The 19,448-nt window shown below is 73.2% G+C and carries 18 protein-coding genes; 10 read left to right on the top strand and 8 right to left on the bottom strand.

Going from position 1 to position 19,448, the window contains the following annotated elements:
• Positions 1 to 101: 101 nt before the first annotated feature.
• From ACIRQY_RS07910 to ACIRQY_RS07885, 6 genes are all read right to left on the bottom strand, one after another.
• Complete coding sequence (locus ACIRQY_RS07910) at positions 102 to 857, bottom strand: SDR family oxidoreductase (RefSeq protein WP_366443097.1); 756 nt, start codon at positions 855 to 857, stop codon at positions 102 to 104.
• Between the two features lie 5 nt (positions 858 to 862).
• Positions 863 to 2,650 (bottom strand): glycoside hydrolase family 15 protein, encoded by a 1,788-nt coding sequence (locus ACIRQY_RS07905; RefSeq protein ID WP_351795017.1) that lies wholly within the window; start codon positions 2,648 to 2,650, stop codon positions 863 to 865.
• A gap of 34 nt (positions 2,651 to 2,684) precedes the next feature.
• Entirely contained in the window at positions 2,685 to 3,500 is an 816-nt protein-coding gene (locus ACIRQY_RS07900) for an SURF1 family protein (protein WP_351795015.1), read from the bottom strand.
• Positions 3,501 to 3,835: 335 nt separating this feature from the next.
• Positions 3,836 to 4,069: a hypothetical protein gene (locus tag ACIRQY_RS07895; protein WP_351795012.1), complete on the bottom strand. Its 234-nt coding sequence runs from the start codon at positions 4,067 to 4,069 to the stop codon at positions 3,836 to 3,838.
• A gap of 63 nt (positions 4,070 to 4,132) precedes the next feature.
• Positions 4,133 to 5,125 (bottom strand): DEDDh family exonuclease, encoded by a 993-nt coding sequence (locus ACIRQY_RS07890; protein WP_351795009.1) that lies wholly within the window; start codon positions 5,123 to 5,125, stop codon positions 4,133 to 4,135.
• Positions 5,122 to 5,826, bottom strand: coding sequence for a TetR family transcriptional regulator (locus ACIRQY_RS07885; protein ID WP_351795008.1), 705 nt, complete (start codon positions 5,824 to 5,826; stop codon positions 5,122 to 5,124). Before ACIRQY_RS07885 ends, ACIRQY_RS07890 begins: the two co-directional genes overlap by 4 nt.
• Positions 5,827 to 5,923: 97 nt before the next feature.
• On the opposite strand from ACIRQY_RS07885, the gene ACIRQY_RS07880 reads away from it, so the two are divergent.
• The 8 genes from ACIRQY_RS07880 (at position 5,924) to ACIRQY_RS07845 (ending at position 13,897) form a co-directional block, all read left to right on the top strand.
• Positions 5,924 to 6,721 carry an acetoacetate decarboxylase family protein gene (locus tag ACIRQY_RS07880; protein ID WP_351795005.1) on the top strand — a complete coding sequence of 266 codons (798 nt, stop codon included), beginning with the start codon at positions 5,924 to 5,926 and terminating at the stop codon, positions 6,719 to 6,721.
• Positions 6,721 to 7,629 carry an SDR family NAD(P)-dependent oxidoreductase gene (locus ACIRQY_RS07875; protein ID WP_403922902.1) on the top strand — a complete coding sequence of 303 codons (909 nt, stop codon included), beginning with the start codon at positions 6,721 to 6,723 and terminating at the stop codon, positions 7,627 to 7,629. The genes ACIRQY_RS07880 and ACIRQY_RS07875 overlap by 1 nt, the downstream gene beginning before the upstream one ends.
• Before the next feature lie 90 nt (positions 7,630 to 7,719).
• The gene (locus ACIRQY_RS07870) at positions 7,720 to 9,021 is read left to right on the top strand and encodes an amidohydrolase family protein (RefSeq protein WP_403922900.1); all 1,302 of its coding nucleotides are present in this window, start codon (positions 7,720 to 7,722) and stop codon (positions 9,019 to 9,021) included.
• Positions 9,018 to 10,247 (top strand): amidohydrolase family protein, encoded by a 1,230-nt coding sequence (locus tag ACIRQY_RS07865; RefSeq protein WP_403922898.1) that lies wholly within the window; start codon positions 9,018 to 9,020, stop codon positions 10,245 to 10,247. The genes ACIRQY_RS07870 and ACIRQY_RS07865 overlap by 4 nt, the downstream gene beginning before the upstream one ends.
• A 24-nt stretch (positions 10,248 to 10,271) precedes the next feature.
• The gene (locus ACIRQY_RS07860; RefSeq protein WP_351794993.1) at positions 10,272 to 10,991 is read left to right on the top strand and encodes a VIT family protein; all 720 of its coding nucleotides are present in this window, start codon (positions 10,272 to 10,274) and stop codon (positions 10,989 to 10,991) included.
• Between the two features lie 288 nt (positions 10,992 to 11,279).
• Entirely contained in the window at positions 11,280 to 12,167 is an 888-nt protein-coding gene (locus ACIRQY_RS07855) for a sterol desaturase family protein (protein WP_403922896.1), read from the top strand.
• Entirely contained in the window at positions 12,164 to 12,835 is a 672-nt protein-coding gene (locus tag ACIRQY_RS07850; protein ID WP_403922894.1) for a lysoplasmalogenase, read from the top strand. The genes ACIRQY_RS07855 and ACIRQY_RS07850 overlap by 4 nt, the downstream gene beginning before the upstream one ends.
• A gap of 18 nt (positions 12,836 to 12,853) precedes the next feature.
• Complete coding sequence (locus tag ACIRQY_RS07845; RefSeq protein WP_351794984.1) at positions 12,854 to 13,897, top strand: zinc-dependent alcohol dehydrogenase family protein; 1,044 nt, start codon at positions 12,854 to 12,856, stop codon at positions 13,895 to 13,897.
• Here ACIRQY_RS07845 and ACIRQY_RS07840 read toward each other — a convergent pair.
• A complete protein-coding gene (locus ACIRQY_RS07840; protein WP_403922892.1) occupies positions 13,887 to 15,248 on the bottom strand; it encodes a CoA transferase in 1,362 nt (453 codons plus the stop codon). The two genes, ACIRQY_RS07845 and ACIRQY_RS07840, sit on opposite strands and share 11 nt — an antisense overlap.
• Before the next feature lie 215 nt (positions 15,249 to 15,463).
• The gene (locus tag ACIRQY_RS07835) at positions 15,464 to 17,005 is read right to left on the bottom strand and encodes a S8 family peptidase (RefSeq protein ID WP_403922890.1); all 1,542 of its coding nucleotides are present in this window, start codon (positions 17,003 to 17,005) and stop codon (positions 15,464 to 15,466) included.
• 273 nt (positions 17,006 to 17,278) lie between these two features.
• Here ACIRQY_RS07835 and ACIRQY_RS07830 point away from each other — a divergent pair, with 273 nt between their 5' ends.
• Both ACIRQY_RS07830 and ACIRQY_RS07825 read left to right on the top strand, forming a co-directional pair.
• Positions 17,279 to 17,650 carry a DUF485 domain-containing protein gene (locus ACIRQY_RS07830; protein WP_351794975.1) on the top strand — a complete coding sequence of 124 codons (372 nt, stop codon included), beginning with the start codon at positions 17,279 to 17,281 and terminating at the stop codon, positions 17,648 to 17,650.
• Entirely contained in the window at positions 17,647 to 19,287 is a 1,641-nt protein-coding gene (locus ACIRQY_RS07825) for a cation acetate symporter (RefSeq protein ID WP_351794972.1), read from the top strand. The genes ACIRQY_RS07830 and ACIRQY_RS07825 overlap by 4 nt, the downstream gene beginning before the upstream one ends.
• Positions 19,288 to 19,448 lie beyond the last annotated feature (161 nt).

The following is a 19,448-nucleotide window of genomic DNA, read 5'->3' as shown; positions in this document are numbered from 1 at the left end:
CCCTCCGGGCAGACGGCGCCACTTTCGAAACACGCCCTAGGGAGCAGCCGAGGGCCCACCGGTGCGGGTTCGGAACCGGCCGGGGACCACCCGGTGGCGGCTCAGAAGCCGCCCCGCGCCCCGCCGTCCACCGGGAGCATCACGCCCGTGAGGTAGGAGGCGGCGGGGGAGAGGAGGAAGGCGGCGGTCCTGCCGAACTCCTCGGGGGTGCCGTAGCGGCGCAGCGGAATCCCGGCCTGGTTGGCGGCGCGGGCCGCGTCCGCGTCGCCAGAGAGCGCGTCGAGGGAGCGCACCCGGTCGGTGTCGATCCGGTGAGGCAGCAGTCCGACGACCCGTACCCCGCGCGGGCCCAGATCGTTGGCGAGGGACTTCGCGAAGCCCGCCAGGCCGGGGCGCAGCCCGTTGGAGATCGTGAGGCCGGGGATCGGCTCGTGGACGGACGCGGACAGCACGAAGCCGATGACCCCGCCCTCGGTGAGGGTCTCCGCGGCGGCGCGGGCGAGCCGTACCGCCCCGAGGAAGACCGTGTCGAAGGCGGCCGTCCACTGCTCGTCGGTGTTGTCCGCGGCGAAGCCGGGGGCCGGGCCGCCGACGCTGATCAGGACGCCGTCGAAGCCGCCGAACCGGGACCTGGCCTCGGCGATCAGCCGGGCGGGGGTCGCCGGGTCGGTGTTGTCGGCGGCGACGCCCGCCGCGTCCGGACCGAGTTCCGCCACCGCCTCGGCGACGGTCTTCTCCTCGCGCCCGGTGATCAGCACCTTGGCGCCCTCGGCGAGCAGCGCCTCGGCGGAGGCCCGCCCGAGTCCCCGCGTCGCCCCGGTCACCACGTACACACGGTCCTTCAGTCCCAGATCCATGGGGCCTATCCTGCCGGTTCGGAATCGTCCCGGGCCAGTGCGAACGCGGTGCCCACCAGGCCGATGTGGCTGAACGCCTGCGGGAAGTTGCCCAGCTGGCGCCCCGCCACCGGGTCGTACTCCTCGGCGAGGAGGCCCACGTCGTTGCGGAGGGCGACGAGCCGCTCGAAGAGCGTCCGGGCCTCCTCGGTCCTGCCGGTCAGCCGGAGCGCGTCCGCGAGCCAGAACGAGCAGACCAGGAAGGTGCCCTCCTGGCCCGGCAGTCCGTCGACCGCGCCCGAGGGCGTGTAGCGGCGGACGAAGCCGCCGTGCGTCAGCTCGGCCCGTACCGCGTCGACCGTCCCGACCACCCGGGGGTCGTCCGGCGGCAGGAAGCCGACCTGGGGGATGAGCAGGGTCGCGGCGTCGAGTTCGGCGGAGCCGTACGACTGGGTGAAGGTGTTGCGGACGGGGTCGTACCCCCGGGCGCACACCTGCTCGTGGATCTCGTCCCGCATGGCCCGCCACCGTCCCGCGTCACCGGGCAGCGAGGGGTCGGCCTCCAGGGTGCGGACGGCCCGGTCGGCGGCCACCCAGGCCATCACCTTGGAGTGGGTGAAGTGGCGGCGCGGCCCGCGCACCTCCCACAGGCCCTCGTCGGGTTCCCGCCAGGTCGACTCCAGGAAGCCGAGCAGGCTCAGCTGGAGGTTCCAGGCGTGCCGCTCGGCCGGGATGCCCGCCAGCCGGGCCCGGTCGAGGGAGTCCATGACCTCGCCGTAGACGTCGAGCTGGAACTGGTCGACGGCCGCGTTCCCGGTCCTGACCGGGGCGGAGTCGCCGTACCCCCGCAGCCACGGCAGGTTCGTCTCGGGCAGTCTGCGCTCCCCGGCGGGCCCGTACATGATCTGGAGGTCGGCGGGGTCCCCGGCGACGGAGCGCAGCAGCCAGTCCCGCCAGGCGGAGGCCTCCTCGACGTATCCGGCGGCGAGCAGCGCGCCGAGCGTGAGGGAGGAGTCGCGGAGCCAGCAGGCGCGGTAGTCCCAGTTGCGGACGCCGCCGATCTCCTCGGGCAGGGAGGTGGTGGGGGCGGCCACGATCCCGCCGGTCGGGGCGTAGGTGAGCGCCTTGAGGGTGATCAGGGAGCGCATCACGGCCTCGCGGTACGGGCCCCGGTAGGTGCAGCGGGCGGCCCACTCGCGCCAGTCCGCGAGGGACTGTTCGAGGGCTTGGTGGGGGTCGACGAGCTCGGGCCTCGGCTCGTGCGAGGGGTGCCAGGTGAGGACCCAGGCGACCTTCTCCCCGGCGGACACGGTGAAGGAGGAGCAGGTGGAGAACTGCTGGCCCCAGGTCTTCACGGGGGGATCGCTGCGCAGCCACACGGCGTCGGGGCCCGCGACGGCGACCCGGTGTCCTTCGGAGCGGCGCATCCAGGGCACGATCGAGCCGTAGTCGAAGCGCAGCCGCAGGACGGCGCTCATCTCGACGGTGCCGCTGACGCCCTCCACGATCCGCATCAGATCAGGGGCCCTGTCCCGCTGGGGCATGAAGTCGACGACCTTGACGGTGCCGGTACGGGTCTCCCAGTAGGTCTCCAGGATCAGGGAGTCCTCGGCGTAGCGCCGGTCGGTGCAGGTCGTGGCGCCCTTGGGGGCGATCCGCCAGTGGCCGTTGTCCTCGTCGCCGAGGAGGGCGGTGAAGCAGGCGGCGGAGTCGAAGCGGGGCAGACACAGCCAGTCGACCGATCCGTCACGGCCGACGAGGGCGGCGGTCTGGAGGTCGCCGATGAGGGCGTAGTCGTCGATACGTTGTGTCACGCTCTGGGCTGTTCCCGGAAGCGGCGACGGCCAATCAGCGGGTCGGGACGGCCACGGCGGTCTCGGGGTCCGGTTCCGGGGTCCCGGCCGGGCCGGAGACGGCGGAGGTCTGCCGGTCACGCTTCTCCCGGCGGACCAGGATCACCCAGCCGACGGGCACTCCGGCGGCGAAGAGCCACCACTGGACGGCGTAGGCCATATGGGCGCCGATGGACTCGTGGTCGGGTTCGGGGATCTGCTCGGGGGTGTTCCCGGCGGGGTTCGGCGCGGTCTGCTCGACATAGCCGCCGAGCACCTCGCGGCCGATCAGCTCGGCCTGCTGCCGGCTGTTGATGAGCATGACCTGACGGTCGGGCAGGCCCTTGAGGTCCTTGATGCCGCTGGCGCCGGTGGTCTCGTCGGCCTTGAGGCGGCCGGTGAGCGTGACCTCGCCCTTGGGGGCGGGCGGCACGGGCGGGAAGGAGTGCTGGTCGGAGGCGGCCGGGATCCAGCCGCGGTTGATCAGGACGACCTTGCCGTCCCGGAGGACCAGCGGGGTGAGGACGTGCACGCCGACCCGGTCGTCGGCGGAGGTCCGGCGGCGGACCACCACCTCGTGGGTGGTGTCGAAGGTGCCGGTGACGGTGACGGGCCGCCAGTAGTCCTCGCGGGGGACGGTGTGACCGGGGGAGGTGAGCCGCTCGACGGGCACCGGCTCCGCCGCGACGCTGTCCGCGATCAGGGCGTTCTGGGCGACCCGCCGTTCGTGCCGGTGGAACTGCCAGAAGCCCAGCTCGATCATCGTGGGGATGAGGACGAGGGCGATGAGGGTGAGGATCACCCACTGCCGGGACAACAGGAAGCGGTACACCCCATGACCGTACAGCGGGGGTCCCGGGGCGCACGCAGGGGGGTTCGGCTCGGCCGCCGTCGGCGCGGGCGGCGGGGCCGCCCGGCCCGGAGGGCGCTCACGCGGGTGGTGGAGCCCCGGCGGGAGCGGCGGTTCGCCCCGGGCCGGGGCGCGCGCCGGGCTCGCACTGGCGCGGGCGCCGGGAGCGGGCTCGTACCGGCGTCGGCGTCGGCGCCGGGGGTCCGGCTCGTGTCGGCGCGGGCGCCGGGGGCCGACTCGTGCCGACGAGTGCGCCGGTGGTCCGGCTCATGTCGGAGAGTGCGCCCGGAGTCCGGCGCGTGCCGCGAATCGTTTCCTCACACGCGGTCGACGATGCCCACCTTCCCCTCCGCGCGGGCGCAGTGGCCGCCGCAGTACCAGCTGCCGTCCACTTCCACGCCCTGTCCGATGATCTGGACCCGGCAGTGCTCGCAGAGGGGCGCCATGCGGTGGATGGCGCAGGCGAAGCAGTCGAAGACGTGCACCGCGCCCTGCGCGTGCACCTCGAAGGACATGCCGTATTCGTTTCCGCAGACCTCACAACGTGCCATGCGCCACAGGGTGGGGCGCACGGCGGGCGCGCGCGGGGCGCCGCGCCCGCCGTGCCGGGGGCGTCACCCGTCTGCCGGGGCCACGTCCCGCAGGAGCTGTGTGTAGGCGGCCTCGTCCACGATCGGCGTGCCGAAGGACTTGGCCTTGACGGTCTTGGAGGTGGCGGCGTCCGGGTCGTTGGTGACCAGCAGGCTGGTCAGCCGGGAGACGCTGCTCGCCACGTGCAGCCCGGCGTCGACGGTGCGGTCCTCCAGGAGCTCGCGGTCGACGGAGGTGTCACCGGAGAAGGCGATTCTCATGCCCTGCTTGAGCGGTCTGTCCGACCGGTACCGGCCGGGGTTGGGGTGCGGGCACGCCGGACGCTTCCGCGCGGGGCGCCAGCTGCCCGCCCGGTACGACGAGGAGGACGCGTACCCGCCCTGACGGCCGATCCGCGGCTCCGCCGGGGACGCCGCCCACTCGGTCAGCGGCCGGCACTCCAGGAGCGGCAGCCTCACCCCCCGCTCCGCCGCCGCGTGCAGGCTCGGCCGGAACGCCTCGGCGAGCACCCGGGCGTCGTCCAGCGCGTGGTGCGCGCGCTGCTGCACCACGCCGAAGTGCGCGGCGAGCGACTCCAGCTTGTGGTTCGGCAGCGGCAGCGCCAGTTCCTTGGCGAGCGCGATCGTGCACAGCCGCTGGCGCACCGGGGCCGCGGACTCGGCCCGCGCGTACTCCCGGGCGATCATCTGCCAGTCGAACATCGCGTTGTGCGCGACCAGCACCCGGCCGTCGAGGCGTGCCGCGAACTCCGCCGCCACCTCCGGGAAGAGCGGCGCGTCCGCCAGGACGTCACTGGTCAGCCCGTGGATCCAGACCGGGCCGGGATCGCGCTCCGGGTTGACCAGCGTGTACCAGTGGTCCTCGACGTTCCCCTGGGCGTCGAGCCGGTAGACGGCGGCCGACACTATCCGGTCGTCGCGGGCGAGTCCGGTGGTCTCCACGTCGACCACCGCGTACCCCTCCGGGTAGGCGGCCGGCCACGTCGCTGCAGTCGTACGGTCGTCAAGCACGGTCACTGAGAATACGGCCCGCCACCGACATCCCCGTCCCCGGTGTCCCCGGCGGCCCCCCGGAGCAGTCCGTCGACCAGCGCCCGCACCGCGTCCACGAACAGCCGCTCGGTGTCGACCGGGGCGGCCAGGGCGCGCGCGAGGGCCCCGTCGGGCTCCACCCCTCCGACGTCCCAGGGCTCGCCCCCGTCCGGCTCCCCACCAGGTACTTCCGCCGGATCCTCCCCCGGCTCCCGGACCGGCGCGCGCTCCCGGGCGCGCTCCACCAGCACGTGTCCGACCACCTGGAACTGCACCGCGCGGACGACTCCCGCCGCCCGTGCCCCGCGCAGCCCCGCCGCGTGGACCTCGTGGACCAGGGCCCGCCGGGAGGGCAGGAACATGCGCTCGGTCAGCCCCCGTTCGTGGACCATCGCCACCAGGTGCGGGCGTTCGAGCAGGGCGCGGCGCAGCGCGCGGGCGACCGAGACGATCCGCTCGGCGGGGGTTCCGCCGCGCGGCCGGATCGTGCCCAGATCGGCGACCGTACGGGCGACCAGCGCGTCCAGGAGCGACTCGCGGTTGCCGACGTGCCAGTAGATGGACGTGACCGCGGTGGAGAGCGCGGCGGCGAGCCCGCGCATGGTCAGGGCGTCCGGGCCGTGCTCCCGCACCAGGGCGGCCGCGGTGTCCAGGACCTCGTCCCGGGTCAGCGCCGAGCGTGCCATCCGAATCCTCCGAGTCCCCCGTGTGCACGGCCCTTTACCCTTCACGGCCAGCGGTGTAACTGTGTTACAGGCTGACGGTCCCGAAAGGCGGTACCTCATGGCACGAGTACGGTACGGGGCGCGCACCGACGCCGAGGCGGCGGCGGCCCGCGAACGGAGCGCGAAGCTCCCCGACATCTGGTCCACCGGAGTGGTCGCCCTCTGGGAGACCGACCCGGAGGTCGTCGCGGCGGTCCTGCCGCCCCCGCTGAGACCCACCGCCCGGCCCCTCGTCCGCGCCACGGTCAGCAGGGTCGAACTGTCCGGCTATCCGCTCGGCGCCGGTTCCGTGGCGGTCGCCGCCGCCCACGGCGACCGGCCGGGCTGGTACCCGCTGGTCATGCCGATGACCCACGAACGGGCCCTGACCGGCGGCCGCGAGGTCTTCGGCGAGCCCAAGAAGCTGGGCGAGGTCACCGTCGAGCGCGACGGCCCGGTGGTCCGCGCCGCCCTGGCCCGGCACGGCATCGCGTTCCTGGAGGTGCGCGGCGCGGTCTCCGGGCCGCTGCCGCTGCCGGACCCCGTCGAGAAGACCGACTTCTACTTCAAGTTCCTGCCCGGCGTGGACGGCACCGGCTTCGACGCCGACCCCGTCCTCGTCCACTGCGTCCGCGACGAACGGGTGCGGAGGCTGGAGCGGGTCACCGGTGACGTCGTGCTCCGCGAGTCCGTGTACGACCCGGTCGCCGACCTCCCCGTCCGCAGGCTCCTGGAGATCACCCTCGGCGAGAAGACCACCGCCCAGCGGGGCAGGGTCGTCGAACGGGTGTCCGCGAGCGCCCTGCTGCCCTACGTCCACCAGCGCTACGACGACCCGCTGCACCTCCTCGACGGACCTCCGGAAGGGAGCGCCTGATGGAACTGCGCGAGGGACAGGTCGCCGTCGTCACCGGGGCGGCGAGCGGCGTCGGGCTCGCCCTGGCCCGCCGGTTCGCCGCCGAGGGCCTGGCCGTCGTCCTCGGGGACGTCGAGGAGGCGCCCCTCGCGGCGGCGGCCGACGAGCTGATGGCGGGCGGGGCGCAGGTCCTCGCCCGGACGGTGGACGTCTCCGACCCGGAGGCGGTACGGGCGTTCGCGGACGCCGCCTACGACACCTTCGGAGCCGTCCACGTCCTCTGCAACAACGCGGGCGTCGGCTCCGGCGCCGAGGGCCGCATGTGGGAGCACGAGCCCAACGACTGGAGATGGGCCTTCTCCGTCAACGTCTGGGGCGTCTTCCACGGCATCCAGGCCTTCGTCCCGCGGATGATCGCGGGCGGCGCGCCGGGCCATGTCGTCAACACCTCCTCCGGCGACGGCGGCATCGCCCCGCTGCCCACCGCCTCCGTGTACGCGGTCACCAAGGCGGCCGTCGTCACCATGACCGAGTCGCTCTACGCCCACCTCAGGGCCGAGCACGCGCGCGTGGGCGCCTCCGTGCTCTTCCCCGGGCCCCACATGCTCCGCACCGGTCTGTGGGAGTCGCACCGCAACCGGCCCGGGCGGTACGCCAAACAGCGCCCCCGCCGCACCCCGTACCGCACCCTCGACCAGTGGGAGGCCGCCATGAGGGAGGCCGGTCACGAGGTCGCCTTCACCCCGGTGGAGGAGGTCGCGGAACACGTCGTGGACGGCATCCGCGCCGACCGCTTCTGGATGCTGCCGGAGAGCGCGCACAGCGACCGGCAGATCCGGGCCCGCGCCCGCTCCATGCTCGACCGCGCCGCCCCCACGTACCTGGAGAGCTTCATCCTCGACCCCGCCGACCCCGCCGACCGGGAGTGACCGGGGCCGACCAGGGCTGACCGGGACTGACCGAGACCCGACCGGGACTGACAGGGACTGTCCGCACCGACCGAGACCGAGGGCACCCATATGACCGAGGACGCCGACACGCCGTACGAGGACCCCTATCTGATCATCTCCTCCGACTGCCACGCCGGACTGCCCACCGAGGAGTACCGGCCCTACCTCGACCCCCGATTCCACCGTGCCTTCGACGGCTTCCTCGCCGGACGGGACGCCCGCCGGGAGGCCATGACCCGGCTCGGGGTGCGCAACGAGGCCTTCGCCGACCGCTGGTTCCACGACCACGCGGAAGGACTGCGCGGCGGCTGGGACCCCGTACAACGGCTCAGGGAACTCGACGGCGACGGGATCGCCGCCGAGGTCGTCTTCCCCGACGCGGACGCCGTCGACAGCGGCACCGCCGCCCCCTTCGGCGTCGGACTCGGCCTCTCCGGCGACCAGGACCCCGAGCTCGGCATGGCGGGCGCGCGGGCGCACAACCGCTGGCTCGCCGAGTTCGTCGGGGAGAACCCGGCACGGCACCGGGGGGTCGCGCTGCTCCCGGTCACCGCCGACCCGGTGGAGGTCGTCGCCGAGATCCACCGTGCCAGGGAGTCCGGGCTCGGCGCCCTGATGATCCCGTCCATGTGGGTCGACAAGGCCCCCTACCACGACCGGCGTTACGACCCCGTCTGGGCCGCCGCCGCCGAGACCGGGATGCCGCTGCTCACCCACTCCGGGGCCGCGCCGCGCGAGGAGTACGGCGACCACCTCGGCATCTACGTCTCCGAGGTCACCTGGTGGCCCGCCCGGCCGCTCTGGTTCCTGCTCTGGTCCGGCGTCTTCGAACGCCACCCCGGACTGCGCTTCGGGATCGCGGAGTCGGGCTGCTGGTGGCTGCCGAACCTGCTGTGGTTCATGGACCGGCTCTACCTCGGCGCGCACGGCGGCAAGAAACTCTCCCCGTTCGCCGAGCTGAAACGGCCGCCCAGCGAGTACCTGGACCGCCAGGTCTTCGTCTGCGCCACCAACACCAAACGGCGCGAACTCGCCCAGCGGTACGAGATCGGCGTCGACAACATCCTCTGGGGCTCCGACTTCCCGCACCCCGAGGGCACCTGGCCCGACACCCGTGGCTGGCTCCGCCGCACCTTCCACGACATCCCGGTCGCCGAGACCCGCCGGATGCTGGGCCTGGCGGCGGCGGAGGTCTTCGGCTTCGACACCGAGGCGCTCGCCCCGCTCGCCCGCCGCATCGGCCCGACCCCCGCCGACCTCGGCCAGAGCCCCGACCAGGCCGCCGTGGAGGCCTCCTGGGCCCGCTCCCGCGACGTCGGCCGGCACTGGCTCACCGACCACGACTTCCCGGTCCTGGGGGTGACGCCGTGACCGACCGGTACACGGTGATCTCCGCCGACTGCCACGCGGGCGCCGACCTCCTCGACTACCGCCCCTACCTGGAGAAGAAGCACCACGAGGACTTCGACGCCTGGGCCGCCTCCTACGTCAACCCCTACGCGGACCTGCTCGCCGACACCGCCGACCGCAACTGGAACTCGGCGCGCCGACTGGCCGAACTGGAGGCCGACGGCATCGTCGCCGAGGTCGTCTTCCCCAACACCGTCCCGCCGTTCTTCCCCACGGCCTCGCTGACGGCCCAGCCGCCCACCCGGGCCGAGTTCGAGCACCGCTGGGCCGGGCTCCGCGCCCACAACCGCTGGCTCGCCGACTTCTGCGCCCAGGCACCGGGGCGCCGGGCGGGCGTGGCGCAGATCCTCCTCAACGACGTGGACGAGGCCGTCGCCGAGATCCGCCGCGCCCGCGAGGCCGGGCTCACCGGGGGCGTCCTGCTGCCCGGGGTCCCGCCCGGCTCGCCCGTGCCCGAGCTGTACGCGCGGGCGTACGACCCGATCTGGGCCGTCTGCGCCGAGCTGGCCCTGCCCGTCAACCACCACGGCGGTTCGGCGTCCCCGCCGCTCGGCGACGAACCGGCCGCCCGCGCGGTCTTCATGGTGGAGACCACCTGGTTCTCCCACCGGGCCCTGTGGCACCTGGTCTTCGGCGGTGCCTTCCGGCGCCACCCCGGCCTCAGGCTCGTCCTCACCGAACAGGGCTCGGGCTGGATCCCGGGCGTGCTCGCCATGCTGGACTACTACCACGGGCGGCTGGTCGCCGCCTCGGCCGCCGGGGCGGGCACCGCCGAGTCGAAGTTCGGCGCCGGGCTCGCCGCCGGAATGGGGAAGGGCCCCAGCGAGGTCTGGCGCGACCACTGCTTCGTCGGAGCGAGCTTCATGCGCCCCCACGAGGTCCCGATGCGCGACCGGATCGGCCTCGACAAGATCATGTGGGGCAGCGACTACCCGCACGACGAGGGCACCGCCCCGCACTCCCGCGAAGCGCTGCGGATCGCCTACGCGGGTCTGCCGAGGGACGAGGTCGCGGCCATGGTCGGCGGCAACGCGGCCCGCGTCTACGGCTTCGACCTCACCCTCCTCGACGCCCTGGCCGCCGTCCACGGCCCGGCCGTCGAGGAGATCGCCCGACCCCTCAAGGAGGTCCCGGCGGGCGCCACCAGCCCGGCCTTCGCCCCGGGCGGGTCGGTCCGCGTCTGGTGAACCACCGGGTGCGACCCTCCTGACGTGACCGATTCGTCCCTTCCCGTCCATGACGAGGCCCACGGCGGCAGCCTCGGGCCCCGTCTCAACTGGCTCCGGGCCGCCGTGCTCGGAGCCAACGACGGCATCGTCTCCACCGCGGGCCTCGTCGTCGGTGTCGCGGGCGCCACCGAGTCCCACGACGCCCTGCTCACCGCGGGACTCGCCGGGCTCGTCGCCGGATCGATGTCGATGGCGGCGGGGGAGTACGTCTCCGTCTCCACCCAGCGCGACTCGGAGAAGGCCGCGCTAGCCCAGGAGAAGCGCGAACTGAAGGAGGACCCGGAGGCCGAACTCCGCGAGCTGACCGGGCTGCTCGGCGGACACGGCCTCTCCGCCGAGGTGGCCCGCGAGGCCGCCGAACAGCTCACCGCCCGCGACGCGCTGCGCGCCCACGCGCGCGTGGAGCTGGGCATCGACCCCGACCGGCTCACCGTCCCCTGGCACGCGGCCGCGGCCAGCTTCCTCGCCTTCACCGTCGGCGCCCTGCTCCCGCTCCTGGCGATCGTCCTCCCTCCGGCCTCGGCCCGCCTCTGGGTCACCGTCGCCTGCGTCCTCGTCGCCCTCGTCTTCACCGGCTGGTGGAGCGCCCGCCTCGGCGAGGCCCCCACGACCCGCGCGATCCTCCGCAACGTGGCGGGCGGCGCCCTGGCGATGGCGGTCACCTACGCGACCGGGTCACTGCTGGGAGTCGCGGGGGTCTGAGCCCGGACCCGGGGACGGGGGCGGGGGCGGGGGCGGGGGAGGGGACGGGGGTGGGACCCAGCCCCCGGTGTGGGGCGCCCGGCCTCCGCCCGGCCACCGGAGAGGACCACGGCCCGGCCACGGGAGAGGACCGCCGCCCGGCCACGTACCAGGGCCGCAGCCCGGCCACCGGGCAGCCCCGCCCCGCCCCTTGTCGGAAGGCTCCAAAGCTTGCTGACAAGCCGTCTCGCATACTTGTTGGTAACCACGTCTAGCCGCGCCCCCGCCCCCGCCTCTACCGTCGTCGGCATGCCGAACCTGCCCGATGTCGTGCTCTGGTCCATACCGGCGTTCGTCCTGCTCACCGTCGTGGAGATGGTGAGCCACCGGATCCGTCCCGACGAGGACGCCGCCGGGTACGAGGCCAAGGACGCCGCCACCAGCCTCGGCATGGGCCTGGGGAGCCTCTTCTTCGACGCCTTGTGGAAGATCCCCGTCGTCGCGGTCTACACCGCCGTCCACGAGCTGACCCCGCTCCGCGTCCCCGTCCTGTGGTGGACGATCCCGCTCATGCTGCTCGCGCAGGACTTCCTCTACTACTGGCAGCACCGCGGCCACCACGTCGTCCGCGTCCTGTGGGCCTGCCACGTCGTCCACCACAGCAGCCGCAGGTTCAACCTCACCACCGCCCTGCGCCAGCCGTGGACCAGCATCACCAGCTGGCCGTTCTACCTGCCGATGATCGCCCTCGGGGTCCACCCGGCGGCCGTCGCCTTCTGCTACTCGGTCAACCTGGTCTACCAGTTCTGGGTCCACACCGAACGCGTCGGCAGACTGCCCCGCCCCTTCGAGTACGTTCTCAACACCCCCTCCCACCACCGCGTCCACCACGCCTCCCAGGGCGGCTACCTGGACCGGAACTTCGGCGGCATCCTCATCGTCTGGGACCGGATGTTCGGCTCCTGGGTGGGCGAGACCGAACGGCCCGTCTACGGACTCACCAAGAACATCGAGACCCACAACCCGCTGCGCGTCGCCACCCACGAGTACGCCGCCATCGCCCGCGACCTGCGCACCGCGCACGGCTGGCGGGAACGAGCCGGACACCTCTTCCGCGGCCCCGGCTGGCAGCCCGCCCCCGCCACCCGCCCCGACACCCGACCGACCGCCCCCACCGCCCCGGAGGCGACCGCGTGAACACCGCCACCCCCGCCGACACCGCCCGCACCACCCCCCGTACCGTCTCCCGCGTCCTGCTCGCGGCCTTCCTGCTCGCCGCGGCCGCCGACCTGGTCTCGCTGCTCGCCGGGGCCGACCTCGGCCACCGGATCGCCAAGCCCCTCCTGCTGCCGCTGCTCGCCGCGTACGCCGTCACCCGGGGCGCCCCCCGGCTGCTGACCACCGCGCTCCTCTTCGGCTGGGGCGGCGATGTCTTCCTGCTCCTCGACGCCGACTGGGCCTTCCTCGTCGGCATGGGCTCCTTCGCCCTGGGACACGTCTGCTACCTGGTCCTCTTCGGCCGCCGCCGCACCTCCCCGGCACTCGGCGCCCTCTACGCCGCCGCCCTCGTCGGCACCGTCCTCCTCCTCTGGCCCGACCTCCCCGCCGAGCTGCGCCTCCCGGTCGCCTGCTACTCCCTGCTGCTCACCGCCATGGCCTACCGGGCCAGCTCCCTCGGGCTCGCGGCGGGCGTCGGCGGCGCCCTCTTCCTGCTCTCGGACACCCTCATCGCCGCCGGGATCGCCGACTGGCCCCAGCTGCCCGCGCCCGACTTCTGGGTCATGCTGACCTACCTCGCCGCCCAGTACCTGCTGACCTCGGGCGTCCTCCGTGCGCTGTACCGTGAAAGTCGTACAAACGTCTGACAGCAAGGACCGTCCGTCATGCGCGCCACCACCATCCACGCCCCGTTCGACCTGCGCGTGGAGGACGTGCCCGACCCGGTGCTCCAGGACCCCACCGACGTCGTCGTCCGCGTCCTGCGCGCCTGCGTCTGCGGCAGCGACCTGTGGGCCTACCGGGGCGAGTCGGCCCGCCGCCCCGGCCAGCGCATCGGCCACGAGTTCCTCGGCGTCGTGGAGGCGGCCGGCCCCGACGTCACCGGCTTCACCACCGGCGACCTCGTCGTCGCCCCCTTCGTCTGGTCCGACGGCACCTGCGACCACTGCGCCGAGGGCCTCCAGACCTCCTGCCCGCGCGGCGGCTTCTGGGGCTCGGTCGGCTCCGACGGCGGCCAGGGCGAGGCCGTCCGGGTGCCCTTCGCCGACGGCACCCTGGTCAAGCTCCCCGCCGACGCCGCCTCCGACGACCGGCTCCTGACCGCCCTGCTCGCCCTCTCCGACGTCCTCGGCACCGGCCACCACGCCGCCCTCGGCGCGGGCGCCCGGCCCGGCGCCACCGTCGCCGTCGTCGGTGACGGAGCCGTCGGCCTCTGCGGTGTCCTCGCCGCCAAGCGCCTCGGCGCCGAACGGATCATCGCCCTCGGCCGCCACACCGCCCGCACCGACATCGCCCGCCTCTTCGGCGCCACCGACGTCGTCGCCGAACGCGGCGAGGCCGCCGAGGCCGCCGTCCGCGAACTCACCGGCGGCCAAGGCGCCCACGGCGTCATCGAGGCCGTCGGCACCGAACAGTCCATGCGCACCGCCGTCGCCATCGCCCGCGACGGCGGCTCCGTCGGCTACGTCGGCGTCCCGCACGGCAGCGGCACCGGCCTCGACCTCTCCGTCATGTTCGACCGGAACATCGCCCTGCGCGGCGGCGTCGCCCCCGTCCGCGCCTACATCCCGGAGCTGCTCCCGGACGTCCTCGACGGCACGATCGACCCCTCCCCGGTCTTCGACCTGACCGTCGGCCTCGACGGCGTCCCCGGCGGCTACCGGGCCATGGACGAGAGGACCGCGCTCAAGGTGCTCGTCAGGCCGTGAGCCAGCGGGGGGCGTCGGCCCCCGCGACCCCCGGCGGACGCGACCAGTCCGCCGGTCCGCCCTCGTACGCCACCGGCGACCGCGCGTACCGCAGCCTGCCGAGCGGCCCGTCCGACTCCGCGAGGTGGCGCTCGGGCCGGACGGGGTCCTCCCCGCCCGTGTCACCGGGGACACGGGGGAGGGGCAGCGCGTGCGTCAGCCAGTGGCCCGTCCGCGCCAGACCCAGCCGGACCAGCCTGCTCCCGCCGTCCCGGTCCTGCTCGGTCAGCGAGCGCAGCACCGCCGCCGCCAGGAGGTAGCCGGTGCCGTGGTCCAGGGCCTGCGCGGGCAGTGCGCCCGGCGCGTCCGCCGACCCCTCCGTGACCGCGATCCCGGTCGCCGCCTGCACCAGGCTGTCGAAACCCCGCCGCCCGCCCCACGGCCCGAAGTCGCCCCAGGCGGAGAGCCGCGCGGTGACCAGGCCCGGGCGGCCGGTGCCGGTGAGGAAACGGTCGAGGGCGCCCGGCCGGTAGCCGGTGACGAGCACGTCGGCGGCGTCGAGGAGTTCCCCGAAGGCGCGCAGGTCGGACCGGCGGTTCAGGTCGAGCGCCGAGGTCCGCTTGCCGACGTCGGTGTCCGCGTGCTGGTCGGGAAGCTCCGGATTGCCCGGCGGGTCGATCCTCAGCACGTCCGCGCCGAGCAGCGCGAGCGTCCTGGTCGCCACCGGTCCGGCGATCACCCGGGTCAGGTCGAGCACCCGCAGGGGTCCTTGGCGCCGCCGGGGCGGCGCCTCGTCGAGCCGCTCCCGGGTCAGCACCGGGCGCGCCGCCACCTCCCGGCCCTGTTCGTGCGCCGCCCACTCCCCGGGCGTGCGCAGGGCCACGGCCAGGCCCCCGGCCGCGTACACCGCCGTCTCGGTCCCGACGGCCGTGCGCTCACCGATCGCCGCCGCCACCGCCGCCACGGTCTCCGTGACCCCCGCCGTCTCGTCGCGCACGCCGAGCGCGGACAGCAGCGCCGCCCGGTGGTGCGGGTAGTTGGCATGGGTGCGGACCCAGCCGTCGCGGGCCCGCCAGAACCGGGACAGCGGGGCGAAGCTCACCGGGGCCCGTCCGTCGATCCGCAGATGACGCTCGCTGACGAAGGCGGTGGCGACGGCCCCCTCGTCCACCCGCACCGGGCCCGGCAGTCCGGCCCGTTCGACGGCGGCGAGCCCGGCCACCGCGACCGTGGCGCGGGCCAGGTCCCGCACCGGCAGCCGGGCGGGCAGCACCCCGGCGGGCCCGCCGTACTCCACCCGGTCGAGCAGGGCGGGATCGCCGCCCAGGGCCGACCACAGCGACTCCGTACCCCCGCGTACCGTGTTGTTCATGGGGCCAGTGTGGCACCGGGTGCCATGCGAAGGGCCCTGGCGCGAAACTGCCGCACCAGGGCCCTTCTTCGAGCCCCCGCCGTGGCCGACGGGTTCTCGTTCACACACCCGCCGTGGCCGACGGGCTTCGTCCACCGGCCCGCCGTCACCGACGGGTCGGCGTCCACAGGCGCCCGGTGGTCACCGGAGTGCGGTGACCTGTGGAGCTACCGCCATCAGGGGCGGACGGCGTCCAGCGCGTCGATCAGACCGACTCCGTAGAAGCCGTTCTTGTTCTTGCCACCCTCGCAGACGGCGTCGATCTTGCCGTCACCGTTGATGTCGTACGGGTTGGTGCACGCGCGCTTGTCGGCCTGCGCGTACAGCAGCGCCTTCAGGGTCGCCGGGCCCGCCTTCGGGAACGTCGACTTCAGGAGCGCGAGGACGCCCGCCGCGTGCGGCGAGGCCATCGACGTACCGGCCTTGTAGTTGTAGCCGCCGTTGACCGTGGTCGACAGGATCAGACCGTTGGTCGCCGGGGCGTCCGGGGTCTGGTACGCGGTGCGGTCACCACCGGGGGCGGCGATGTCGATGACGCCCTTGCCGTAGTTGGAGTACGAGGCCTTCAGGCCCTTCGCTCCGGTCGCGGAGACCGTGACGACGCCCGGGAGCATCGCCGGGTAGTCCAGGCACTCCTTCGGGTCGATGACACGGCCGCCCGGGGTGCTGTCGTTCGGGCTGCTGTTGTCGACGATCGAGTCGGCGGCCAGGTCGAAGTTCGAGTTGCCGGCCGCGGCGACGTTGACCGTGCCCTTGCGCTCCGCGTAGCGGGAGGCGCGGGTGACGGCCTCGATGAGGGCCCCCTGGTCCGCGTCGTTCTTGCACGCGAACATCCACGGGTCGGTGTAGTAGCTGTTGTTCGTGATGGCGATGCCGTTCTCGGCCGCCCAGACGAAGCCGCAGACCACTGCCTCGGTGTAGAAGAAGCCGTCCGGCGTGGACACCTTGATGCCCGCGACCTTCACGCCGGGGGCGACACCGGTGATGCCGATGCCGTTCTTCGCGGCGGCGATCGTACCGGCGACGTGGGTGCCGTGGTCGCTCTCGCCCGTCTGCGGACGCCAGGATCCGGCCGTGGTGTCGGGCTTGCCGGACACGCAGTTGGCCGAGGCCTTGGCGTTGAAGTTCGGGGCCAGGTCCGGGTGGGTGTCGTCGACACCGGTGTCGATGACACCGACGGTGACACGCTTGCTGCCCAGGGTCTTCTTGTGGGCCTTGTCGGCCTTGATCGCGGGGAGGTCCCACTGCAGGGGCTCCAGCGCGTCCTGCTCGTCCGTGGCGCGGGCCGCGGCGGCCTTGGCCTCGGCCTCGGTCAGGACCTGCGTGCCGCCGCCGATCGCGTTGTCGCTCTGCACGGAGAGCGGAGCGGTACGGGTCGAACCGGCCGACACCACACCACGGGCCTTGCGGATCGTCTTCGCGAACTCGGGGTTCTGCGAGTGGACGACTATGACACCTATCTGGTCGTACGAGATGACCACCTCGCCACCCGCGGCGGCTATGGCCTTCTTCACGGAGGCGGCGGTCTTGCGGCCGTCCCCGACGTTCACGACGTACGACAGCTTCGGGCCGTTCGTCGCCGCGACCGCGGCCGCCGGAGCGTCACTCAGTTCCGCGGCGGAGGCGGCGCCGGAGGGAAGGAAGCCGAGCGAGGCCGTGAGCGCGAGACCAACCGGCAGAGCGAGAGCTCGGCCGCGCCTCGATCCCAGATGAGCCATGGGTTCTCCACATCATCCGTACGTGTCCGTCCGCGCGCGGGTTTACGCACGAACAGGTGTATGACGAGTGAAGCTATCGCTGATCTTCCTCAGCCTTCAATGAGTTGAGAAGACTTCATGAAGATCTGCGCAAGAAAATCTCCCGGTGAACCGCTTCGCTTCCCGCTCCGTGCCGTTGTGCAGGGGAGGGGTTCCGACCGGAACCCCGTCGTCCGCACTTCGGGTGAGGCCCCCTTGACCACGCCGTCCGTTCCCGCGTCACGAGGAGATTCCGTGGCTACCGAAGCACCGCCGCCCAGAAGCGGCACGGAGACCGCAGCCGGTCCCGCACAGCCCACGACGGAGGAGTTCGTCGAGGTGCAGCGGAGCGCGGAGTTCGGCGAACTGCGGGCCACCTACCGCTCGTTCGCCTTCCCGCTGACCCTGGCCTTCATCGCCTGGTACCTGCTGTACGTGCTGCTCTCCAACTACGCGGGCGGCTTCATGGGCACCAAGGTCTTCGGCAACATCAACGTGGCCCTCCTGATGGGCCTCGGCCAGTTCGCCACGACCTTCCTCATCGCCTGGCTCTACTCGCGGCACGCGGCACGCCGCCTCGACCCCAAGGCCGAGGCCATCAGAACCCGTATGGAGGGCGACGCATGAGCACCCCCGTCCTGCTCGCGGCGGGCAACGCCACCAGCGAGCACCGGCCGCTGATCATCGCCCTCTTCGGGGCCTTCGTCATCGCGACCCTGATCATCACCGTCCGGGCGGGCCGCCAGACCCGCAGCGCCGCCGACTTCTACGCGGGCGGCGGCCAGTTCACCGGCTTCCAGAACGGCCTCGCCATCTCCGGCGACTACATGTCCGCCGCGTCCTTCCTCGGCATCAGCGGCGCCATCGCCCTCTACGGCTACGACGGCTTCCTCTACTCCATCGGCTTCCTCGTCGCCTGGCTCGTCGCCCTGCTCCTGGTCGCCGAACCCCTGCGCAACTCCGGCCGCTTCACCATGGGCGACGTCCTCGCCTACCGGATGCGCCAGCGCCCGGTCCGCACCGCCGCGGGCACCTCCACCATCGTCGTCTCGATCTTCTACCTGCTCGCCCAGATGGCCGGCGCCGGCGTCCTCGTCTCACTGCTGCTCGGCATCACCAGCGACGGCGGCAAGATCGCGATCGTCGCCCTGGTCGGCATCCTGATGATCGTCTACGTGACCATCGGCGGCATGAAGGGCACCACCTGGGTGCAGATGGTGAAGGCCGTCCTGCTCATCGCGGGCACGCTCCTCATCACCTTCCTCATCCTCCTCAAGTTCGACTTCAACCTCTCCCAGCTGCTCGGCGCCGCCGCCACCAACAGCGGCAAGGGCGACGCCTTCCTGGAGCCCGGCCTCAAGTACGGCGCCAGCGCCCTGTCGAAGCTGGACTTCCTCTCGCTCGGCATCGCGCTGGTCCTCGGCACCGCCGGCCTGCCGCACATCCTGATCCGCTTCTACACGGTGCCGACCGCCAAGGCCGCCCGTAAGTCGGTCAACTGGGCCATCGGCATCATCGGCGGGTTCTACCTGATGACGATCGTCCTCGGCTTCGGCGCCGCCGCCCTGCTGAAGAACAGCGACATCATCGCCTCCAACAAGGCGGGCAACACCGCCGCCCCGCTCACCGCCCTGGAGGTCGGCGGCGGCGCGGGCTCGACCGGCGGCGCGATCCTGCTGGCCGTCATCTCGGCCGTCGCCTTCGCGACCATCCTCGCGGTCGTCGCCGGACTGACCCTGGCCTCCTCCTCGTCGTTCGCCCACGACATCTACGCCAATGTGATCCGGCGCGGACAGGCCACCGAGAAGGAGGAGATGCGGGCCGCCCGCTGGGCGACCGTCCTCATCGGCGTCGTCTCCATCGCGCTCGGCGCCCTCGCCCGCGACCTCAACGTCGCCGGTCTGGTGGCCCTGGCCTTCGCCGTCGCCGCCTCCGCCAACCTGCCGACGATCCTCTACTCGCTGTTCTGGAAGCGCTTCACCACCCAGGGCGCGCTCTGGTCGATCTACGGCGGCCTCGTCTCCTCCGTCGTCCTCGTCCTCTTCTCCCCGGTCGTCTCCGGCGGCCCGGCCTCGATGTTCAAGGGCGTGGACTTCCACTGGTTCCCGCTGGAGAACCCCGGCCTCGTCTCGATCCCGCTCGGCTTCCTCCTCGGCTGGCTCGGCTCGCTCCTCTCCAAGGAGGAGCCGGACGCGGGCAAGTACGCCGAACTGGAGGTCAAGTCCCTCACCGGCGTCGGGGTCGGCGAGGCGGTGAAGCACTGACCGGAGCGCGACGGTCCGCACACGGTCCGCGACCACGGGGAGGGCGGGGGGGGGGGGGGGCACCCGCCGCCGCCCCCGGGCCCGGGGCAACTGGCCCCCACCCGGGCCGGGGGGGCCCCGAGTGGAACAACACACCCAATCCCACCACCGGGCAGGGGGCC

Origin of the sequence: Streptomyces sp. NPDC101490, from assembly GCF_044767145.1 — a bacterium.
Lineage (GTDB): Bacteria > Actinomycetota > Actinomycetes > Streptomycetales > Streptomycetaceae > Streptomyces.
This window is presented reverse-complemented; position numbering and strand designations above follow the sequence as displayed.

Excerpts from the sequence above, each read along its gene's own strand:
- ACIRQY_RS07910 (WP_366443097.1), bottom strand. The coding sequence starts at position 857 with ATGGATCTGGGACTGAAGGACCGTGTGTACGTGGTGACCGGGGCGACG.
- ACIRQY_RS07895 (WP_351795012.1), bottom strand. The coding sequence starts at position 4,069 with ATGGCACGTTGTGAGGTCTGCGGAAACGAATACGGCATGTCCTTCGAG.
- ACIRQY_RS07885 (WP_351795008.1), bottom strand. The coding sequence starts at position 5,826 with ATGGCACGCTCGGCGCTGACCCGGGACGAGGTCCTGGACACCGCGGCC.
- ACIRQY_RS07880 (WP_351795005.1), top strand. The coding sequence starts at position 5,924 with ATGGCACGAGTACGGTACGGGGCGCGCACCGACGCCGAGGCGGCGGCG.
- ACIRQY_RS07875 (WP_403922902.1), top strand. The coding sequence starts at position 6,721 with ATGGAACTGCGCGAGGGACAGGTCGCCGTCGTCACCGGGGCGGCGAGC.
- ACIRQY_RS07870 (WP_403922900.1), top strand. The coding sequence starts at position 7,720 with ATGACCGAGGACGCCGACACGCCGTACGAGGACCCCTATCTGATCATC.
- ACIRQY_RS07855 (WP_403922896.1), top strand. The coding sequence starts at position 11,280 with ATGCCGAACCTGCCCGATGTCGTGCTCTGGTCCATACCGGCGTTCGTC.
- ACIRQY_RS07845 (WP_351794984.1), top strand. The coding sequence starts at position 12,854 with ATGCGCGCCACCACCATCCACGCCCCGTTCGACCTGCGCGTGGAGGAC.
- ACIRQY_RS07840 (WP_403922892.1), bottom strand. The coding sequence starts at position 15,248 with ATGAACAACACGGTACGCGGGGGTACGGAGTCGCTGTGGTCGGCCCTG.
- ACIRQY_RS07835 (WP_403922890.1), bottom strand. The coding sequence starts at position 17,005 with ATGGCTCATCTGGGATCGAGGCGCGGCCGAGCTCTCGCTCTGCCGGTT.
- ACIRQY_RS07825 (WP_351794972.1), top strand. The coding sequence starts at position 17,647 with ATGAGCACCCCCGTCCTGCTCGCGGCGGGCAACGCCACCAGCGAGCAC.